The sequence below is a fragment of the uncultured Maribacter sp. genome, assembly GCF_963974015.1.
Classification (GTDB): Bacteria; Bacteroidota; Bacteroidia; order Flavobacteriales; family Flavobacteriaceae; genus Maribacter.
In genome coordinates this window covers 23,138-45,667 of record NZ_CAXBBZ010000006.1, presented here as the reverse complement: position 1 = coordinate 45,667, position 22,530 = coordinate 23,138, and the positions used below count along the sequence as shown (strand labels likewise).

At 34.9% G+C, this 22,530-nt stretch carries 16 protein-coding genes; 2 read left to right on the top strand and 14 right to left on the bottom strand.

All coding sequences use genetic code 11. The features are described from left to right. Positions 1 to 46: 46 nt before the first annotated feature. From AACZ41_RS10700 to AACZ41_RS10640, 13 genes are all read right to left on the bottom strand, one after another. On the bottom strand, positions 47 to 6,133 hold the full coding sequence (locus AACZ41_RS10700) for an MG2 domain-containing protein (protein WP_339628439.1): 6,087 nt from the start codon (positions 6,131 to 6,133) through the stop codon (positions 47 to 49). Positions 6,134 to 6,317: 184 nt separating this feature from the next. Next, positions 6,318 to 6,788: an OsmC family protein gene (locus AACZ41_RS10695; protein WP_339628438.1), complete on the bottom strand. Its 471-nt coding sequence runs from the start codon at positions 6,786 to 6,788 to the stop codon at positions 6,318 to 6,320. Between the two features lie 293 nt (positions 6,789 to 7,081). Further along, on the bottom strand, positions 7,082 to 7,306 hold the full coding sequence (locus AACZ41_RS10690) for a hypothetical protein (RefSeq protein WP_339628437.1): 225 nt from the start codon (positions 7,304 to 7,306) through the stop codon (positions 7,082 to 7,084). Between the two features lie 97 nt (positions 7,307 to 7,403). Further along, positions 7,404 to 7,751: a hypothetical protein gene (locus AACZ41_RS10685; protein ID WP_339628436.1), complete on the bottom strand. Its 348-nt coding sequence runs from the start codon at positions 7,749 to 7,751 to the stop codon at positions 7,404 to 7,406. Positions 7,752 to 8,556: 805 nt separating this feature from the next. After that, the gene (locus AACZ41_RS10680) at positions 8,557 to 9,192 is read right to left on the bottom strand and encodes a DoxX family protein (protein WP_339628435.1); all 636 of its coding nucleotides are present in this window, start codon (positions 9,190 to 9,192) and stop codon (positions 8,557 to 8,559) included. 245 nt (positions 9,193 to 9,437) lie between these two features. Next, positions 9,438 to 10,199 carry a DUF6090 family protein gene (locus AACZ41_RS10675; RefSeq protein WP_339628434.1) on the bottom strand — a complete coding sequence of 254 codons (762 nt, stop codon included), beginning with the start codon at positions 10,197 to 10,199 and terminating at the stop codon, positions 9,438 to 9,440. A gap of 203 nt (positions 10,200 to 10,402) precedes the next feature. Further along, positions 10,403 to 11,407 (bottom strand): hypothetical protein, encoded by a 1,005-nt coding sequence (locus AACZ41_RS10670; RefSeq protein ID WP_339628433.1) that lies wholly within the window; start codon positions 11,405 to 11,407, stop codon positions 10,403 to 10,405. A 279-nt stretch (positions 11,408 to 11,686) separates the two neighbouring features. After that, positions 11,687 to 12,472, bottom strand: a complete 786-nt coding sequence (locus AACZ41_RS10665; RefSeq protein ID WP_339628432.1) for an SDR family oxidoreductase — start codon at positions 12,470 to 12,472, stop codon at positions 11,687 to 11,689. Continuing rightward, on the bottom strand, positions 12,450 to 13,103 hold the full coding sequence (locus AACZ41_RS10660) for an alpha/beta hydrolase (RefSeq protein ID WP_339628431.1): 654 nt from the start codon (positions 13,101 to 13,103) through the stop codon (positions 12,450 to 12,452). The genes AACZ41_RS10665 and AACZ41_RS10660 overlap by 23 nt, the downstream gene beginning before the upstream one ends. 17 nt (positions 13,104 to 13,120) lie before the next feature. Further along, on the bottom strand, positions 13,121 to 13,438 hold the full coding sequence (locus AACZ41_RS10655) for a cupin domain-containing protein (protein WP_339628430.1): 318 nt from the start codon (positions 13,436 to 13,438) through the stop codon (positions 13,121 to 13,123). Between the two features lie 102 nt (positions 13,439 to 13,540). Continuing rightward, positions 13,541 to 15,724 carry an OmpA family protein gene (locus AACZ41_RS10650; RefSeq protein WP_339628429.1) on the bottom strand — a complete coding sequence of 728 codons (2,184 nt, stop codon included), beginning with the start codon at positions 15,722 to 15,724 and terminating at the stop codon, positions 13,541 to 13,543. Position 15,725: 1 nt separating this feature from the next. Then, on the bottom strand, positions 15,726 to 16,679 hold the full coding sequence (locus AACZ41_RS10645) for a type IX secretion system membrane protein PorP/SprF (RefSeq protein WP_339628428.1): 954 nt from the start codon (positions 16,677 to 16,679) through the stop codon (positions 15,726 to 15,728). Positions 16,680 to 16,682: 3 nt separating this feature from the next. Then, the gene (locus AACZ41_RS10640; protein WP_339628427.1) at positions 16,683 to 19,556 is read right to left on the bottom strand and encodes a gliding motility-associated C-terminal domain-containing protein; all 2,874 of its coding nucleotides are present in this window, start codon (positions 19,554 to 19,556) and stop codon (positions 16,683 to 16,685) included. A 251-nt stretch (positions 19,557 to 19,807) separates the two neighbouring features. On the opposite strand from AACZ41_RS10640, the gene AACZ41_RS10635 reads away from it, so the two are divergent. Then, positions 19,808 to 21,163, top strand: coding sequence for a Mur ligase family protein (locus tag AACZ41_RS10635; protein WP_339628426.1), 1,356 nt, complete (start codon positions 19,808 to 19,810; stop codon positions 21,161 to 21,163). Between the two features lie 142 nt (positions 21,164 to 21,305). Here AACZ41_RS10635 and AACZ41_RS10630 read toward each other — a convergent pair whose 3' ends face one another. Continuing rightward, a complete protein-coding gene (locus AACZ41_RS10630; protein WP_339628425.1) occupies positions 21,306 to 21,749 on the bottom strand; it encodes a DUF1569 domain-containing protein in 444 nt (147 codons plus the stop codon). A gap of 61 nt (positions 21,750 to 21,810) precedes the next feature. Here AACZ41_RS10630 and radC point away from each other — a divergent pair, with 61 nt between their 5' ends. Continuing rightward, a complete protein-coding gene (radC, locus tag AACZ41_RS10625) occupies positions 21,811 to 22,509 on the top strand; it encodes a DNA repair protein RadC (protein ID WP_339628424.1) in 699 nt (232 codons plus the stop codon). Positions 22,510 to 22,530: the final 21 nt, after the last annotated feature.

Genomic DNA, 22,530 nt, shown 5'->3' with positions numbered 1-22,530 from the left:
AATTCATCAAGGGATTACTAAACTATGTTAGTAATAACGTTATGTTCTATTGACCTTCCACGTTAACACGAACACCTTCACTATGACTACTAAATTCTGGGGCATACATACTATGTATGGAAGTAATGCCATTGCTGAAATCACCGGCATTGTTTACACGAACATCATATTCGAATACATAAACACCCTTAGGTAAAAAGTCAAAAAAGAAGTTTGTACTAGCATCTTTCGTGCTTTCATAGTACCCTAAACCATCTTGCCATTTAAATCTAGATATCACATTTACAGGTTCAAAACCTGCCGCGCGCATATCTTTCATGTGAATGAATTCCATATCTCGGTCAGACTTCAATTCTATTCGAACCCGAACAAGGTCTCCAACTTTTAATTCTGTTCCTTTTGAGATTTCAGAAATAAGTTCACCTGTCTCCGTGTTCTTTTTTAAGAAGAGTTTTTTCTTTAATTGCAGCGGAGTTTCAGTAGAGGTTATTTTGTCTAAATCCTCGAAATATTGCCAGTATAAAGCACCCCAAGCAATACCATTACCTTTTTTGCCAATTTGAACTTCACCCATTTTAGGTTTTATTTCGCTACTGTTCCAAGATGTTTTGAAATAGCCTGTTCCAGCTTCTGTTTTTACATCTTCTAATATAGAAGGGTTTATTGCTTGTCCTCCTACTAAAACATCTACAGCGTCAGTAATAGATAGCCATTTATTGCCTTGTAATAATAAAGCATATACAGCTTCGGTGGTTGCCTTGGTGCTATTCCATTGATTGGTTTGTTTGTTTTTGAGCAACCAAATTTTAAGATTATCAATGGTCTCTAAATCGGTTGGTCGAATTTCAGAAAATGCCTCTATCAACAATGCTTGGGTTTCAATAGGGGCTTGGTACCAAAACCAAGAACCCGTATTTTTCTTCCAATACATCCCTAGTTCTTCGTTGGTAATACTATTTTCTTCAAGGGAAAGTAAGATTTTGGATGCAGTTTTCATATCCTCAATTCTATATAAGGTCAATGTCAACATTCCTTGAGCATACAAACCTTTATTTGTCCAATACTTTCTCGCTTGATTTAGGTAGTATGCGATTACTTCATCAACTTTTTTAGAAGTTTTAATCTCCTTAAAAAAACTTCTCATATATAAATAATGAACCTGGGTTGCACTCAAATGGTCATCATTTATGTTCGTAGCACGCTTCTTCATTTCTTCATACTCCTTAACGAACTCGCTATCTAAATAACCAATTGCCTTATCGATCATCTCAGATTGGTTGTTGGTCATAGAAGAGGCAATATTTAAGTGATTCAAATGTCCTAGGCCAGTAATGATATGTTGGGTGATATATCTATTATCTGGTCCGCCATTAAACCAAGGCCAAGCACCATTTACTTTTTGATTTTGCATTAATTTGTTTAATGCAAGTTCTTGCTCACTCTGCATTTTGTTCATATTGAACAATAATCCAATTCGTTTCTTTTGCACGCTTTCAGATTGGGCATCACGTAACCAAGGTGTTTCTTGAATTAATAAGGATTTTAATTCTTCATTTTTTTCAAGATTACTTAGCAAGGCATCTGAATTGGCCCATTGTTCGAACACTTCCTTAATTCTAGGATTACTAGTGGCTATATGGCTTGCCAAGGTATTCGCGTAATATTTCGAGAATGTTTGTTCGTTGCATTCGTATGGATACTCCATTAAATAGGGTAGTGCCTGTACAGCATACCATGCCGGATTTGAAGTGATTTCCAAAGTCAGTTTGTGGTGTTTGAGCGTAGTTGAGGACACATTCTTCAATTTATCCAAATAAAATGTCTTTGTCTGGTTGCTGCGAACCCACATGGGCATCGATTCGGTCACTAAGGTTCTGTTTGTCAAAACAGGTAACATATTTTGTTCCCCATCACCAAAGTCTCCTGCTTTTGCGATAATCTTATATTGAACCGTTTGTAGCCCTTCGGGTATATTCAATTGCCACGACACTTGTGTATTTCCCATAGAATCTACTTCAAAAGGTCTTTGATCAATAGGATGTGACATTTTTTCTAAAGGAGTTTCAATCAATCTGGGCAAAATGTCCAAACCCGTTTGTGCATCTACTAATTCTAGTTTGGCTTGGCCATAAAGTGTCCTATCGGTTAAATTGGCAATCTTTGTACTGATAATTATTTCATCACCTTCGCGTAAAAAACGAGGAGTATTTGGTATCACCATCAATTCTTTTTGTGTTACCGTATTCAGATTTTTAGTTGTACTCTCTAAGTTTTTATTATGCGCTAGAAGTTGCAAATTCCATCGTGTTAATGCTTCTGGTATTGTGAAACTAAACGTTACATTCCCATCTTTATCGGTTTGTAGTTGCGGAAAGAAAAATGCAGTTTCTTGAAGGTTTTTACGAATACCCACCGAATCAAAATTTGTTTTTTCTTCTTTAGATTCTGGCTCTTCTGGAGAACTAATAGCAACACCTGCCGCTTTACCTTGAAGTTCATCTTCCATTACAGAACCTGAATAATCAACAGTATCAAGATCCTCTAAAGAAGCTGAATTTTCCATTATCCCAGAGGCTATCGGAGCAGCAGAATTCAATTTTCTTGATCTCGATTCATATAATCTTCCATAAGAACCAAAATGAAATTCAAACCAATCGAACGTATCAAATCCTAACTCCGAATAGCTATAGCCGCCATAACTTTGATGGGTATTGAAATGACTCTTCGAGAAGCTTTTAGTAGCACTTGTTCTAATCGCGGAATAATAAGTTGGCCGATACATCGGATCAAAATTCCAATTATGATAAGCGAACTGGTCTAAAGAAGCATCATACATGCTTGCCAATAGCTCTGCCGATACTTTATCGCCTTTGGCCCCCATTATCTTAAAAGACCAAGTTTCGGCCGTGCCTGGAACTAATTTGTCTCTAAACGCGAGGGTTTCAATCTGTAAATCACTATCAGGATAGGGTACTTGAATATTTTTACTTTGTGCTTGAAACGAGTTGTAGAATGCATAACTGTAGTTAATGGCAAATCCGCCTAAATCTTTTTCAGTTACGGATACCGTTATGGTTTTTGAATTGTTATGCAGGTTAATGAGCATCGAATCGACTACTTCATGGTTCTTTTCTATACTGACCATAATGTTGAGGTCTTTGGCATTCGATAAAAATGTAATTTTTGCTTTGTCGCCAATGGAGTACTCGCTCTTATCCGTTTTAACCTGAAATAATTGATTGTCCGCTAATTCGCCTTCATCCCCTGTTAAGGTAATAAGGGCTACATCTTTTACAGCTTGACCGAATTTATCATTAGATTCTAGTTCCATTATGTATTTGCCAGAATCCCAATTTTTAAGCTTTCCAAGAAGAATTTCTGAAGATTTACTAGTATCAAAAGACGTTTTCCAAACCAGTTTACCTTTCTCCCAGTTTAGCGGGTTATCCTCATCTTTGTATGCATCATGCGGATACAATTTTTTAAACTCTTGTTTTGTAAAGCCGGCATAATCTGGAGCAGGCCATGATCTTGGGCGTAATACATTATTGGGTGCTTGTAATTTGTATAATTTAATAACACCAGTTGCAGCCACAGATGCGCCATTTAAATTAGCGCTAGAAATACTGAACTTAGCATCTTTTGTTTGTTTTTCAAGAACAGAGGATATCATCAAATTTATATTTAGAGAATGATACCCTACATATACATTTGTTGTAGTACTTCGTGTTTCGCCATTAATATCGGTAACATCTGCCGTTACTTCATAATTGAACGTTGGTAAATCACTTTTCTTAAAACTTGTATCGGGTATCGCCTTAAATTCAATTTCATATTTTCCTGATGCATCGGTGGTCGTTTCGCCATGTGTTATTTCTTGCGGAGTGCCATTAAAATATGGGCGATACCAATAATACCACCTAGGAAAATTCACTATTCTTTTAACTCTGTACACTACTTTGGCATCTGAGATAGAGCTACCTGCATAGGCTGTCGCTTTACCAGAAACTTTAATACTGTCATTGACTTTATAGGTTTCCGTAATTTGGTCAAATGAAGTTTCAAATTTTGGACGCTTATATTCCTCGACCGAAAAGCTTTTATTACCGTTCAAGTTAAGTTCATCTGAATACACATTAATAGAGAAGAAACCAGAGAGGCCACCTACTGGTAGAATAAATTCACCAGACAATGAGCCAAATTCATTAGTAATTAACTTTTGAGTTCCTATTTCTTGACCATTTACATCATTAAGTTTAACGTGTATTATAGTGTTCTCCAAAATGCTCGATTTGCCATTTTCATTACGGACGGCAATACCTTTAAAGTATACAGGTTGTCCTGGTCTATAAATACTACGGTCGGTAAAAAGAAAGCAATTGTTATCTACCCTAGTGGCGTTTTGAGGATAACCTCTACTAATGTAGTAATCACCAAAATAGGCTATCTCCTTATCCTTTTTAATGGTGATGTAAATACTACTTCTATTATCCTCATTTCTTTTAATTGAAAATTTACCTTGTGAGTCGGTCGTAAAATGTTCACTTTTTGCAGGGGAATTGTAATTCTTGCGATAGTTGAAAATCACTTTGGCGCTTACAATTGGCTTTCCGTTGTTACGATCAATTACTTGATAAATTTGATGCGTATCGGTTTGGGTTTCACTTAGTGCAAAATTAGTTGCTTGTATGCTCTCATAACTGAAAATTGAATCGCTCTTATCTTTTGACTGTACTACAATAGCATAATAACCATTTGCCAGCGCAGGCATAGAAATTTCGGTACTATGCGTTTGAAAATCGTTTTCAGTTTTAAGTGTAGAATTCCATGTTGTTTGAACAGAAAGATTTTTAAGGAAGGTTAATTTTTTCGCTTCGGGATATAATTCGTTAAGTTCCTCTAACTGTTTTTTAGAAATTCTATAGGCTGTTAACTGAATATTCTCATAGCTCTTATAGGTAACTAATAGCCTACCGATAGTATTAGTAGGAATGTGCTTTTCCGTCAATAATTGAATAAACGGCGTTTCAATTTGTGATTTTAATGCTTGGCACTTTTTTGCAGATCTACTTTTAGGAAATTTTGTAATTACCTTATCACACAGCGCAATGGCTTCCTTGAGTTTCCATTGATGTTCTTCATTGGTTTTTGGGTTGTATGTGCCACCCATTTGTTGATATCGATAGGCTATTTCAAACGTATATAAACCGGAAAGCGGACTATTTTTAATGCTTTCGGCGGAGTTTTGCAGTACTTCAATTAATAAATTATCCTTGTTGGCAAACGTTGCAAATTGATGTATGAAAAGCAAGCGTTCAATATCTACTAATACCAATGGTCGTATATCTGCATTGCCAAAATGAAAAGAAACTAACTGCTGGTAAATCTTCAAGGCTTTTGATTGAAGTGAATTGGCATCAGTAGAATCAGCATTTAAAAAACTGAACGAATATGCTTCACATAACACCTCTGTATTGTCAATTTCAAAGGCATCTGCGGGCTTTTGTATGCTATTCTCACTAGTAGTATAAAAGCTTAGGGCATTATGCGCTAATAGGTCGAATAACGTAGGCCTAAATTCTGAAGATTCCTTTACTTTATTTAAAATTACATTAAAGTTAGAAATCGGTAATTTCTGTAGTACTTCTGGGTTTTCTAAGGATGCTTGAAAATGAACATCAATTTCTTGAAAAAGGGTGTTTAAGTCCCAAGTTCTGAAATCAACGTTGTCTACTTTTGTTTCAGTGGTTGTACGATTATAAAATGTATATCTGTTTTGCTGAAAGTATTGCCAATAGATATTTGCCAAGTAACTGTGAAGTATGTTTTTTGTTGAACCTTCTGCAATGGCTATCTCAACTTTAAAATCATTAACGATATTTAATTCAGCATCTTCCTCTAAAATCAAGGCGAATTTTGATTTATAGAGAAGTGACTTTATGATTTGAGTCTCGTTTTTTTCAAGACGTGCTTTTTTTGATATGGTTTCAATCAGATTTAATGCTGATTTAGATAAATCTTCGGTCTCAAGTTTTTCAACCTTTTCCCAAAGCGATTCATATGAATCGCCTTGTTGTGCATTGCCGAATTGTGCAAACATGAATATACCGAAAATTAAATGTAGTTTTTTCATAATAGTATAATTACAATACAAAACTGTGCCAATTAAATATTTGAAACAATGTAAAATTAGGGAATGCTACTTTTCGGTTAGTAAAAGGTGAATTCTTTTACAGGTATTTCAAAACTTTATGGGAGTCTTTTTTAAGAATGAAATAACGAACATTACAGTAATTAAAGTTATAGCCATAATCTTCTTATTCTACCGAAGTATTAGGCTTGTGTTCAATTTTAAAGTTACAAGAATTTGCTATAAAACACATTTTATTCGCTTCTTCGTGTAACTGGTTTGCTTTTGTTATCATATTTAAGTTTGTGATAATGACTTTGGGGTGCAGTGTAACTCTTGTGAATTTTCCACTTCCATTGTCGGTTTCTTCCATAACACCGGTTGCATGATCTACATATTCGGTAACTGTTATTTTATGCACAGAACATAAATGTAAGTACCACAACATATGGCAAGCCGATAACGACGAAAGAAAAAGGTCTTCTGGGTTGTATCTAGTTTTATCTCCAAGAAAAGATGGGTCAGATGAACCTTTTATTTCACCATACTTTCCATTGGCAATAATCTTATGATTGCGTTTGTAAGATTTATGGTCGAGCGTACCATTACCCTCATTACCTGTCCATTCTGTTCTTACTTCGTAATTATGTTCTTTCATAAAATATCGTAAAAGGTATTTCCTGTTTTAAAAGTAGTAAATGTCTATAAACTATTCTCACGGTCAATATGAATCACAATTTAATCTTCATGAAGTATTTTACCAAAAAAGTATATAAATCATTAAGTTTCTTTTATAGGATTTGAACTAAAAATTTCACGCAGAATTTTATGCTTTTGCAGTCATAACACCAAACTAATTTGTTATATGTTATTTTCTTAATTGTACTCAATCACTTTCATTTTAAGGTGACTTGTGTCGGTGTAATAAGAAAAGAAATACTGTACGTTAAATTATTCTATAATTTCGTAGTCGATACAATGTTTACGCAGAGCTCTTAAAGCAGAGCCAGAGTTTTTATCCTCCACATTAATAATAACAGCGTCACCTTCTAAAAGTATATCTGTAAGCTCATTAGATAATGATTCATTAACCTTCAATGAAATCTCTGCAATACATTGCGATATTGCCCTTCTATCTGGTCTTTGAGCATGGCATGACAATAAGTTTAATTTCATAACTATAATTTAGTATCGCAATATAAGGGGTAAAAATTTTATACCCGCCTGAATGTTTCTTACACTACAGGCGGGTTTTGTTTGTAATAATATTTTATTACTCATAATAAGTGAAGTAGTTTTTATTTTCTGGCCGCTTTAAATTCACTTCCATTGTACCATTTCGGGAAATATGCTTCATTGGATAATTAACACCTACATTTAAAAATAGTTGTAAATCTAATTGAACACCAGTTAAGTCTGTCGTTTCAGGATTGTATTCATTAGAAGGTTGATGGTATTTATTAATAAGATAATTATCCTTGTACCTTTTTATTTCTTCAATACTATAATCAAACCCTTCATGAGAACCGCTTGCATACAAGGCAGTGATTCCTACTTTTCGCAAAATTAAAATGACCTGATTTAAAGAAATATCCGTTTTTAGCTTCTTGATCAGGAACAATGTATATGTTTGGACTTGCAACAAAAAAGCGGACAATTAGAAAAGAGTTGTGCTGCTATTGCAAAATCAGGGAAGCCATAAGATGAAACTTAAATTTCAATATTGCTAAAGTAAAGAGTGAAATAAATACAATAAAAAAAGCTCGAAAAATCTAATTTTTGAATTTGTGGGCCTAGAATTATAATGTCTCAGATTAAAGAGGAATTTGTTTGTTTTTTACCTCAATATCTTTGTTGTAATTGGTTTATTCAAATTAGCTACTCTATTTTATTTTTAGAATCTTACTTTGAAAGCTATAAATAAGCAACCTGATATGATTATTATGTTTATGGTAGCTCGCGCTATCCATGGAAATTTTGAGTAATCAATTCTTGCATAATCACTTAAAATCACACTGAGCCCCATTAATAAAAACCATGAAGTTAGGAATAAGGTAAACTTCCATTTTAATAACATGATAGCTAAGTCATGGATAAATCCACAGACAGCAAAAGTGATTATCAGGGATAATGCTTGGGGTAAGATAAGTTTAAGCGGTTTGAATATATGTTTCCCCAGATAGAATCCCCAGATTGGATTCCAGTATTGCCAAAATATTGAAAACTTTCCGGCACCCAGAGAACGACTCAACATATTACGAAGTGAATCGCTGTGACCTAAAGGTACACCATTTCTTTTTTTTACGTAATCAGATAAATTCAAATTAGCAGTTGATATATTCTGTGGTTTAATTAATTACAACGGTTTGGCTATGCGCAGTGTCCAGAAGGGCATTGCGTATAGGTTTTGTTGTGCGTAGTTTTTATTATTTTTCTTTTAAATTTTCAAATTCTTTCAGGCATTCATCTAATGGTTGGCCATTATTATGAATGCACTCACAAAACTCAAATCCAGCATTTTCATTTCTAGTATTCTCAAATTGCTTTTTACAATCTGATAATGAGTTCCTTGGCATTACATCATATCCAAAACGAGCAAATGAAATAGTTAGAGCTACAGTTATAACTACTCCTGAGAAAAACAGAAACGGAAATTTTGTGCTGTATTTTGTCGGTTTCTGGATTATTCCAAAGTCTGAGAATTGTCTAAATGGTAATATGTATCTTAATCTGTCATAATTCCAAGTAAGCAGATAAAGATTGGCTAGGACCATTAAGGGTGAGGTCACAATAGAACCTTCAAAACGCACTGCATAGGAAAGTAACCAAATATTTACAATAATCGGAAAGTATAGTAATGCTCCTAATGTGACGGTTCTAGGTATTAGGAGTAAAACGGCCGATACTACCTGAGCAATTCCAATGAATGTGTAATAATAACCCGTATGATGTAATGCTTCCAAATAAGCGCCCATCGGATGAATATCGGACAACCCACTAGCGAATCTTTCGCCTACGATTTTCACTATTCCTGCAACAATAAAAGCATAGGCTAATGCCAATCGACAAAAGATTGAAAACAGCCAATACCATCTATTCCCCTTGATTTGGAAATAGAATTGTTCGAATGTTTCAATTAAGTTCAATTGATTGATATTTAGTTTTAATTGTGTCTAACGTGATTGTGTATGATTAGTGGCGTGTTTAAGCACCTAATTTAGCAAATAAACACCAGATAGAAAATTCGAAAGGATTTTCGTAAGTAAGCGAGAACTAGCCATTAATTATACACGGTGTTGTACTTTCGTTATTTTGCATTCAGTTCTTCATTAATCATTTCAATCAACGATTTAGATCTATTTTTCAAATTTTGAGTAACCTCTATTCCTAATGATTTTCTTGAAATATTATTTCTTAAATTATTTCTACCTAAATTAGATTCTATCTTTTTTATTAATGCCATTTTTCTTGTTTCTTCGTTTTCTGCATAAGGTAGGTCAAGATTTTTGCTTCGACCAAAATCAGGATTAATTTCATAGTCGTCGGTAACAAACCAGAAGTCATCATCATTTAAAGAACGTTTTTCATCATAGTCTATATACAAATTGAATCGATATAGGCCTTCTGAATAATAATTGTTGATTGCGTTATTCAATTCTTTAGACCCTAATTGATTTGCTAATCCAGAATTTTTTAATTTTTGGTAGGTTTGGTCAGTAATTTTATAATCATTGAAATAACTTGTTATTGTTAAAACAATTGAGTCGATAGGAAGAGTTTGATAATTTTTATTCTCAAAAACCTTAGAATTATTTTCTATTTGCTCATTCAAGTTTTTAATAATTATGTCAAACCGTTTTGTATCATTATTTAAATCAACCACAATACCTTTTAGGTAGGTTTCGATTGTTGAGTTTTCCTTTCTTTTCTCATTCCAATTATTAATTTGAAGTGCGATTAGAATACCTATGACGACAAGCACAATTTCGCCGATGGCGTATTTCAAATACTTTCCAGTTTTACCTTCTGAAAGTAAATTTTGTCTAATTTTTCTAAAGAATTTTATCATTGGTTAATGGTTAGTCATAATGAAGCACAACGTCTCGGCTAAGCGTAGTGCGGATGTAAGGACACTTTTCGTTTCCGTCTGAGCACGAAGCTAAAGCTTATTGTTTAGTTTTATTTTTTCTTGTCCAAAGCTAAATCCATAAGATTTAGCGACTTTATAAATTTACACAGACCTTAGCTTTAACCCTAAAGTCCGCATTACGTTTAGGTTTTGTTAGCTTTAGTTTTTTCTCTCGTAAATATTAGTTTTCTATCAAAGCCATCATAACCCCGAACTTCATTTTCTATAAGTATCTCCAATTTAGTTTCTGACAAGCTTTCTATTTTGAAAATATTTCTTAAAATATTCCGTTCCTTTTTGACTAATGTATCCCATGCTATTCCGTCTTTATTTATTACCGCATCGGGGAATATTATCAAATTATTTGCACCACCAATAGTCCATTTTTTTGTTGATTCAACATTGTTTTTTTTAGTATAAATTGAGTCTTTGCCAATACTAATAAAACTTAGAGTAGGTAATTTGTAACTTGGAGGTAGACGTTTAGTTTCGATTGATATATTTTCTGAATCGACTAGAGTCCAATTACCCAAAAGGTTTTTCGGAATTTCTAATTTTCGTTCTTTAAATGATAATTGATACTTCTCTTTATTATAAAGTGAAAGGTATACCATATTTTCTGTTAATGAATCAACACTAACAGCCTCAACAAATAATTTATCAAGTATTATAAATAAATTGTTCATTACATCGAGAGTGTTCCAATGACCGACAGAAATATCTTCATTTTCTTCTACATAGTCTACAAAAAGTCCATTCTCTAAAAACGTAGAGTTGACCAATGATTTAGTGCCTTTCCATTGGTATGATTTGTTTTTTGGATTCCAATCTATCTTTGAATCTGGCTCCTTTAGTTTTCTATATACCTCTCTAGTGCTGGATTCTGTATTGTAGCTTAGCACTAAACTATCTGGTGTCATTTCGTGAACGTAAATTTTTAGATTAGAATGTGCATCTTCTATTATTATAGCCCCTGATGTTCTTCTAAACTTTGTTTTAAAATGGGAGGTATTAAAATCATTTTTAGGCTCTCCAGTATTATTAAAAAAAATACTATCACCAACTATTAGCATGATTTTGTTATAATCAACCATTCCAATATTTGGCTCTGTTTGAATTTGATATGCACTTATCCAAAGTCCATCCAAATCCGACTTGATTTTAGTGCACCCATACTCCAGAAAGAGAAGGAGAATTATCGATATGTGAAATATTTTTTTCAAATTAAAGCTAACAATAGTATATATAACATATGTTATATATCTTTTATATAAATGTAATTTAATCAAATCTTATAAAGTATCAATGTTTATCGTTAAATGTGGGTATGGTATGCAAATAATATGATTTTATAAACGTTTAAATCTAAATTTATCGATGCATTGAGTTCCTGTTAACTTTACTAACTTTTATTGGATTCTAATTGATTACAGTGACTTCAAAAGTCCGCCATCGATGGGGATATTTATACCGGTAATATAGGCTGCATTATCCGAGGCAAGAAAGGTGGTTAAATAACCGTATTCTTTTGGGTCGCCTATACGCTTTACCGCCACTTTTGATTCCATTTCTTTTCTTACCGCACTTTGTTCTATACCTAATTGCTCAGCTTTTTTAGCATTCAGTTGCGCAATGCGGTCGGTATCGAAATAACCGGTAAGAACATTATTAACGGTAATATTATATTTACCCACATCGGTTGCCAACGATTTTGCCCACGTAACTACTGCAGCTCGTATGGAGTTTGATAACGCTAAATACGAAAGTGGCTCTTTTACCGAAACTGATGCTACATTGATAATGCGGCCCCAATTGTTTTCAATCATATGTTTTAAGGCCAATTCTGTAGTGAAAACAACTGTTTTAAAAAGTAGGTCGAACGCTTCTTGATAATCGCTAACTTTTTTTTCAAGTGCATTGCCTGCTACCGGACCTTGGGTGTTGTTCACCAAAATATCTACTGAGTTATGTTTGAAATAATCGGATATAATCTTGCGAAATCCGTGAAAATCATTGAAATCCACTACTAGATATTGATGCTGTTGTTCTTGGTCTTTCGGTAGGGCATCAATAATTCGTTTTAGTTTTTCTTCGCTGTGAGACATTAGGGTTACACTGGCACCACTTGCTGCTAATTGTTGAGCAATTGCTTTGCCAATACCGCCGCTACTACCACCAACTAAGGCTCTTTTATTTTTTAGGGATATGTTCATTTTCTAGTTTTTCATTTAATAGGTTACTAATTTCTTCCGCTTTATCAACAATCATAAAATGTGTACCATGCTCAATTAAAATAGTATTGTTTCCTTTCGCTGGTAGTAATATATCTTTAGAACCTCCTATTTTTATTAGGTTAGGTAATCTGGTTTCGTTTTTCCAATTCGTCAGTTCTTTTAGCGCCCATTTGGTAAAAGTTAAATCTGAATCTTTTAATATAGCTTTTAAAAGTTTTTTTTGATCTGTACCAAAGATAAACTGAGCAAAGAAAAGGGGTGGTTTCAATATTTCTTTAGGAATCAAATTAAGTAATTTAGACTTTCCTAAAAGTTTTATGATACTACTTAACTCAGTTCTAGTTTCGATTGATGATATAAGTATTGTCCATTTTGGGTTAACTATTTTACTCATTTCAATAGCTATTAGACCGCCAAAGCTAACTCCTAGAATAGCATAATCATTCTCCTCTGATATTCTATATTCTTGAATTAACCTTTTGGAATATGCTATTATTGTTTCCTTTTTTCTCGGTGCGATCCATCTTATGGGAACAATTTCATGATCTAAGGTTAGATAATTGAAAACTCTTTCATCTGCACCGAGGCCACTAATTGCGAATATTTTCATTCTTTATATTTTACCATCTATCGATACTCTTCTCGTGTGGGGCTAAAAACATCTAACAGTTTGCAATCGGTCAAAGCCTTACCACTATGTTTCTTATGAGGGGCGATGATAACAATATCGCCTGGGTGATAGACTTTTGTTTCACCATCTAAGGTAAATTCAAAATCACCCTCCATAACGTGCATTATCTGTTCGTTCATGTGGGAGTGTTCGGGTACTTCAGCATTTTTCTTAACCTCCCAGAAGGCAATACTCATATTTTCTGAATGTACTAATTTGCCAAAATAACCTGGCATAATTTCTTTTGATGTAATGTTGGAAAGGTTCAGTGTCATCGCTTTTATTTATGAACACCAAGATAATTGAATTGGCTGCAAAAAGAAAGCCTCATAGGATTATTCCTTTGAGGCTTTCTTTTTTACAATTTTAGTTTGTTATTAGGGTTTCTTACTATCATAACCCCAACCTACTACTACGAATTCGCAGCGACGGTTCCATTCATGATCTTCTTCTGAACAAGCATCTTCCGTAGGGCAGACAACAATAGGTTTAGACTCTCCATACCCTTTTGATACGATCCTATCGGAGGCAATTCCGTTTTTAACCAAAAATTCTTTAGCGGAATCTGCACGTTTTTGAGAGAGGTCTTTGTTATAGCCACTATTACCACGAATATCGGTATGGGTGCCAATTTCTATGATTATTCCCGGATTGTTTTTCATGACATCGATAACCGTTTTTAAACGTTCGCGCGATTCCCTTCTTAAATACCAAAGGCTATAATCGAAATGAATTTCTTCGGTCTGTATTATGGTGCGGCCACTTTCTTTTACCAAAGCTGTCTCTGTAGCTAGGGCATCGGTTATTTTTTTGGCCAAGGTTTGTTCACTTTTCACTTTTTCTGCAATTCGCACTTTTTCTATACGTTCTTTTTCTTGAGCTTCTTGTTGTACCAATTGTATTTGAGCTTTCTTATTCTCTTCTAGCTTTTTAATGGCCAATTGTTTTGTTCTTAGCTTTTCTTCTTCTAGTTTCTTTAGAACCACGAGGGCTTCCGCTTTTTCTTTTTCCGTAATGGAGAATAAATTCATTGAAGCATCTTTGGTCGCATTACGTTCATTGTTGGTGATTATATTTCTAGAAATACCTTCATATCCTTTCTTTTCTGCTTTAATGCTATAGGTCGTTTCGCAATGTACCTCAAATTCAAAAGCACCATTTTCCTTGGATTTTGAAGTAGAAACTAATTTATTTTCCGTATCTACTAATGTAATGATTGCATCAGAAAGTGGTAAAGTGGTGGTGCGGTCTGTAATAATACCGGTAATGAATTGTTTACAATCTTCAATGACCAATTCTTTGGTAACAGTGAAACTGTATATATCATCACTTCCCTTACCAGATGGTCGGTTAGAAGCGAAATATCCGGTTTTTATATCAGTGTTCAAGTTATAGGAGAAATCGTCGTAACCACTGTTTATAGGTAGCCCAAGATTATCTGGTTGTTGAAAAATTCCGTTTTTGTTTTCTGATACGAATACGTCTAAAAGTCCAAATCCAGGATGCCCATTGGAAGAAAAATACAATGAACCATCCGAAGACATGAAAGGGAATTGTTCCTTTTTATCAGTATTGATGATAGCGCCTAAATTAACCGGAATGCCAAACGTATTGTCTTGTTGTATGGTAACTTCATAGATGTCAAAAGAACCAAATCCGCCAGGTCTATCCGAAGAAAAATAAAGTTTTGAGCCATCAGAATTTAAAGTTGGGTGTTCATTTGAAAAATCGTCACTATTAAAAGGTAGTTCCACAATGTTCTTCCATTCGCCATCTACTAAATTTGCACTATAAATTTTAAGGTTCGATATTTTTTTATCGTCTGTTTTACGCTTTCCATTTTTGAAATTATTTCGGGTGAAATACAGTGTGTTTCCATCTGGCGATATTGTAAAAGGACCTTCGTGTAATCGGGTATTTATAGCTTTTGAGACTTCACTACTTAAACTATCACCTAGCATTTGTTTGTCTAGAGGATGGGTGTAGATATCCAAATAATGCTCATTGTTCCATCGATAGGTTTTCGAAGTCGATTTTTTATGGGTAGCCGTATACCAAAGTTCATTACCGATCTGCATTGCTCCAAATTCGGAGGTGATCGTGTTAAGGGCGCTGTTTTCAATAGTAAATCGATCTCCAATGGCCTTAACATTATCAAGGTATATAGTGGCTTGCTTTAATTGATTCAGGTTGTCTGTTTCCCCTTCTTTTGTATAGTAATCGAACAATACAGTTACTGCTTCTTCGTATTCGCCGATTGCCTTTAAAGACTGGTTTAGCTTAAAGTAATATTCTTCACTAACGGTATCTCCATAATTAGAAATGAGATATCGGTACCAACGTGCTGCCGCATTTAAATCGAATGTATGGTAATAAGAGTCTGCCAAATTCGTTATGAGTTTACTGCTTTTGTGGGTAGGTAACGCAGCTTCGTATAATGCAATAGCATCGGCATAGTACGCTTTTTCAAATAGGTGATTGGCACGTTCCAATTCTTGCTGTGCCCAAGCCGTTTGGAAAACTCCTAGTATTGCAATAAGGTATATAAGTATATTTTTCATTTTAGTAGAATCTAGGAGATTTGTCATAGCCCTTTTTGAGTCCCCAAAGGTCTAAATTGAACAATACGAATATTTCGTGCGAGCCATTATTGAAAGCTCCTAAGTTTGATAGGGTATAATCATAGGCATAACCAATGCGTAAGGCTGGTAATACCGATATATTGAACATGGCACTGACCGAATCGTCTAAACGATACGAGACGCCACCTTCAAAACGATTATTGAACAATGCATTTAAAGAGACATCTGCCGTAATAGGCGCCCCTTGTACTATTTTGGTTAAGATGGATGGTTTTAGTTTTAAATCGGCATTCACATCAAAAACATAGCCTACCATACCGAATAAATGAATAGCCTCTGCGCCTATACGATTAATACCATCTCTATTTTCAAGATGCTTTGAAGTTAATAGGTTAGGAATTGACAAACCGGCATAGAATTTATCCCGATTGTAAAAAGCGCCAACCCCTATATTTGGAAACGTATTGTTCAGGTTTTCATTGAAAGCAGGGTCATCTTGAAATTCTGGCAGTCGAAAGCCATTAAAGTTAGTTTCAAAAGTAGTAATGCCACCTTTTAAACCTAAACTCAAATTACTTTTTTCATCGAGCTTTAGTATGTAAGCAAAGTCGATATAAATATTATTTTCTTTTAAAGAACCATCTCCAATATCATCAGAGATTAAGGAGGCGCCCATTTCAATTTTTTCTGAAAACGATGTATGAGCAAAAAAGGTCAATGTCTTTGGTGCACCGACAGCATTTTCCCATTGGGTTCGATACAACGTTCCAAAATTTAGCATACCCGGTTCGTTAGTAGTGTATGCAGGGTTTACCACATTCATGTTGTACATGTATTGTGTGTACTGTGGGTCTTGCTGCGCTCGCGTTTTACAAAGGAAAAGTAGCATTATAATGCAAACATTCCTTAGGTTTTTTATAAGTGTCATTTGCATTGGTTATCTGTTTAAGTAAAGTCTACCTTGTATGGGTTCTGAATTGCCTTTGTTGTAATTGATGATATAAAAGTAGATACCGTTTGGTGCCATAGATGACCCATTACTACCATCCCAAGCGGGTTTGTTTTTATCACCTTTGAATAAGGTTGTACCATATCGGTTGAGGATTTCTAAAGTGTAATCAGGAAATATGGTTTCAATGTTTGGAATGAAGAATGTATCGTTACGGCTATCTCCATTAGGCGAAAATCCGTCAGGAATAAAAAAGTCATAATTTTCAGGATCGCAATCGCTCAAGTCTACGTTAACAGGAACACGACTAGGTGATGAACATCCTGTAGCCGTGTTGTAATTTTCTGCATAATAAACAGTATCTGCTACTAAAAGGATATCATCAGTAAGTGCAATGCCGCCAGTTTCGGTGCTATACCAAAATACTTCATTGTCAATTTCTTCTTCAAGAGCTCTAAGTTCCAAAACTGTTGGATTGTCGAGTCCGCAAACTACTATTGTATTTCCCGATAAAGAAGTAGGTGCTACAGTAACTACTGTAGGTATTATTTCTAAACGTTCGGTGCTTGTACAACTCCCAGAGCTTTTTGTTGCAACAAAATAGGATTCGCCATCTTTGAGAATTGTCGTAGCATCTAATGCATTACCATTTGTGCTGGCATCGAACCAAACTATAGTACTACCTGCGGCAACGTCAATATCGATACTTAATAGTGTAGGATTGTTTTCTGCGCAGAACAACGGATTTAAATTTGTACTTGTCGGTGCATTAGGATTACTAAAACCTACAGTAACTTGTATTCGTTCTGTGCCCTCACAATTATTAGAAGTGTCTGTGTTCGATATAAAGTAATCTTCCCCATCAACGAGTTGCGTTGAAATGGGTAGAATTGCGGTATCGGTTTCTGTTGCATAAAATAATAGGTTACCGCTTGAAGTAACCTCGATATCCATTAAGGTTGGTCCGTCAGGAAAGTCACTTAAACAAAATGTTTGATTTGCCACTGCCTGTGGTGCGTCTGGTATACCACCTCTTGAAAAGTTTTCATTTTCTTCAAATTCAAAAACAAAACGGCATTGTGTAGTATCATCTTGAATACTTCGAACGCTTGCGGTATAGTTGCCAATAGGTAAGGCATCAACATCTATTTGATAATTTGCCCTACCACCAGTAAAATTAATGGTGTTTGTTGTTAATACTGTATTCGAACCTAATTCTGTTACGTCATAAGTAATAGTATACGTACCGTCAACCAAAATAGGCGCATCGATAAGTACGTCTATTTGTGTGGCATCACAGTTATTGTCTACCAATAAATCTAGTTGAATTTCACTAGGTGTCTCTAAAACATTGAACAGTGTACCTAGATTACAATTGGTTGGAAAAGTATCTTCAATGGTCAAGTTGATAGCATATTCCCCATCTAACAAGAAATTCGTTGCAGGAATTATAAATGAACTATTACCGTTCGTTAATTGAATTACAGTTAGGTTAATGTCGGCGGTTCCTGCATTTGGGTCGGTTAAGGTATATTCTAAATTATACAAGCCATTGGCAATATTTCCAGAAACGTCCAAAATATTAATCAATTCAACGGTCGCTTCGGTATTTACGCAAATTTCAGAAACCGTGGTATTGGTATTCGAAACGAGAAATGTTGTCTCATCAACTAAAATTGTGGGGCAAACATCTTGGACAGGCACAGAACCACTAGCAGATATAATATCTATTGTAATAAATTCATTTGTAGCAACGAGCGTAGGATTTAAAGCGAATTGGGCATTGCCATTATTAAAGAAAACATCTTGGGCGGTACCAGTTCTTAATCCAGAGGTGCTATTGAGGGTATATCCTAAATTGTACAGACCGTTTGGTAAAATTGTATTGTCATATGTAAGGTTTATTTCATAAGCATCTCCCGAGCAAAAATTGTCAACTACTAAAGGGCCATCTAAAACTGGTAAAATAATAATGTTTACGGTAGCTTTTTTTTCGGCGCAAACAGGGTGGGTAGGATAAACGGTATATGTAAAAGGATACGTACCATACCCTAAATTAGTATTGATTTCATCAATATTTATAAATGAATCATTTAAATCACTCAATTGATTTGTGTTGTTACCTTCAGACCAGGTTCCATTAGGGTCTTGACCCGTTAAAAAATCAAACAGGTCGACATTCGTCAATGATGAAAAATCTTCGTTGGTACAAATAACAAAATCTTCTGGCGTTCCTTCTTCTGGTGATGGGTGTACTTCAAGTATTAAAGTGGCAGTTCTGCTTGGGCATGAAGCTACGGTACCTGTTGTATAGGTAAAGATATATGTGCCAGGACCTGCAGAGAATGCATCAAATGAAAAACCAGAAATAAATCCGGTGGCCGTACTAGGGTCTTCTTCCCATAAGCCATTAAAATCTTGTACTTTGCCTTCAATTTCACTGCCCAGAAATCCATTAAGGTTAACGGAAGCATTATCACTACATGCATTCGCACTTCCATCAATATTGTCTTCCCCGGGGTAACCACCCAAATTAATGGTTACTGTGGCCGTTTGGTTACACGCTGTATTATTGTAAGTAAAAACATGTACTCCATAATTATTGATTCGCCATAAATCTATGATACCAGAATTTTGATTTAGGGCGTTGAAATTAGCAGGGTTTGTAGTGGACCATGTTCCGCCAGTAGTTGGAGCACCGTCAAGTTCTGCGAAAAGATCAAAGCTTCGATTTGAAACATCTACATCTTTATTACAAATTTCGATTGTTGAATCAGTGCCGGCACATTGCCCTTGTATTAAGTTTGAGAAACTTAGCGCTAAAAACGGTAAGACGAAAAACCTTAATTTAAAATTGTTCATTGAACGTGGTTGGTTGATGAATGCAATTATTCGATTTTAAAGGTATTTTGGAATAGTAGGGTTATAAAAAATATGTTGTCAGGCATTCAAATTGTAGGGTGAATACTACTAAAAATGATATAAGTTGTTAATATAAGGTGTATTTCGTCGATAAAAAGTTGCTTGTTAAATAGTTAAGGAATCTCTTCGAAAGGCTAGAATTCCGTTATTATAAAAGGACAATACTTATCTTTGGAGACTAAAATTTGGGAATGCAAATACATTTTATTGCTATAGGAGGAAGCGCCATGCACAATTTAGCACTGGCTTTAGAGCACAAAGGATATAAAATAACAGGTAGTGATGATGTTATTTTTGAGCCTTCTAAATCGAGGTTGCAAGCAAAAGAATTATTGCCAGATGAATTCGGTTGGTTTCCTGAAAAGATAAATTCTGATTTAGATGCCGTTGTATTAGGCATGCATGCAAAGGCAGATAATCCTGAATTACTAAAAGCACAAGAATTAGGTTTGACCATTTATTCGTACCCAGAATTTCTTTACGAGCAATCTAAGAATAAGACAAGAGTTGTTATTGGTGGCAGTCATGGTAAAACCACCATTACGTCCATGATTTTACATGTACTTAACTTTCATGATATAGAGGTTGATTACATGGTTGGGGCACAGTTAGAAGGTTTTGAGAGAATGGTTCATTTGACCGAGGATAATGACTTTATTGTTTTGGAAGGAGATGAGTATTTATCCTCACCGATAGACAGACGGCCAAAGTTTCATTTATATCAGCCCAATATTGCCTTATTGAGTGGTATTGCTTGGGATCATATCAACGTATTTCCAACTTTTGAGAATTATGTTGAGCAATTCAAAATTTTCGTGGACAGTATTGTAAAAGGAGGTTCGATAACCTATAATGCGGAAGACGATATAGTAAAGCAAGTAGTTGATGCATCTGAAAATACCATTCGTAAATTACCATATACAACTCCGGAATATGGTGTTGAAGATGGAGAGACTCTTTTAGAAACTTCTGAAGGCCCTATGCCTATAGAAGTATTCGGAAAACATAATTTAAGTAATTTGGCCGGCGCAAAATGGATCTGTCAAAACATGGGTGTTGATGAAGATGATTTCTATGAGGCAATTGCCACATTTAAAGGAGCTTCAAAACGTTTGGAGAAAATAGCTGAAGGCACTTCGAGTATAGCATATAAAGATTTTGCACATTCACCTAGTAAGGTAGCGGCAACGACAAAGGCGGTAAAAGAACAGTATCCCGAAAGAAAACTGATAGCCTGTTTAGAACTGCATACCTACAGTAGTTTTAATCCGGAATTTTTAAAGGAATATAAGGGGGCTTTAGATGCTGCCGATGAGGCTGTTATTTTCTTTTTACCTGAATCTGTAACCATTAAAAAATTGGATGCGGTAACCCCAGAACAAATTTCCGAAGCTTTTGAAAGAGACGATTTGAAGATTTTTACCGATGCAAAATCTTTTCATGGGTTTTTAGAAAATCACCCATATAATGACGCGACATTATTACTGATGAGTTCAGGGAATTATGGTGGATTCGATTTAAATAAACTTCAAGGATTAATGGCCTAGTGAGAAATAAGAGCACTAGATTATAAGAATTAGTTTATCTGAGCAAGGATTTAGGTAATTAGGATAATATTGATCTTTGTTGTTTTAAAAGGGTAGAAAAAGATATTTGCATTTTTTTCAACAATCAACGACCAACCAATACTTAAACGCCGAATTGCGTTAAATGGTGATCTAAATGTTTATACTGCATTTGGCCCCATTGTTCTTTTGTAAATGTGCCGAACGCAGGGTGTGGGGACCATACTTCCCGGTCACGTAAAGCATATAATTCATTTACCAAAGATTTTAATATCTCAAGTTCAGAAGTGAAATCCTTATTTTCTTTAGTTTTTAGTTGAGGTGCTGTTGGCAAGTTCTTACGCCAAGGCTTATCGTTGTATAGCGATTTCTTGAAAAAAGTTTTCACGAACCAACTCCCCTTAGAGGTGTTTGGCTTATTTGTTATTGCTAATTTCAGCGGGTATTGGCAATGCCAGCACATTTGGCCGACAGACATTTTACCCCAACCTTTTTTTGCGTTTTCAGTAAGTTGTTCTATTCTTCCTTTTATTTCTTGATATCCGTCTTCAGTTAGTAATGATTTCATAGTTGTTTTTTAAATGATGCTTAAATTTACCATAAAATAATTTGTTCTGTATCTTTAGCAAATGCAGGATAAACAAACATCGTTCTCAATAAAAAATTGGTCAGATGATGATAAACCAAGGGAGAAATTGGTGCAGAAAGGTCGTTCGGTCTTATCTGATGCAGAATTGATCGCTATTTTAATAGGCTCCGGTAGCAGAGCTGAAAGTGCTGTTGAACTCTCTAAACGTATTTTGGCATCTGTGGATAATAATCTGAATGAGCTAGGTAGACTTTCAATTAAACAGCTAATGACCTTTAAAGGAATTGGTGAGGCAAAAGCGGTAAGTATAGCGGCAGCCTTAGAAGTTGGAAGAAGGAGAAGGGGAGAGGACGCCTTGAAAATTGATAAGATAGGAAGCAGTCAAGATGTTTATCACCTTTTACAGCCTTTACTTGGCGATTTGGAACATGAAGAATTTTGGATTCTCTTTTTAAATAATTCCAATAAAGTATTACACAAGGCTCAATTAAGTAAAGGTGGTATCACTGGAACCTTGGTCGATGTTCGATTGGTAATGAAACAAACTTTAGAACTTGGGGCAGTTGCCATTATTTTAGCGCATAACCATCCTTCGGGTACACTACGCCCGAGTGCTGCAGATAAACAGATAACAAAAAAAATAAAGATAGCTAGTGAAACTTTAGATGTTAAGGTATTGGATCATTTGATTATTACTCAGAAAAGTTATTATAGCTTTGCCGATGAAAAAATTCTATAGATGCTACTGATTTACACTCAT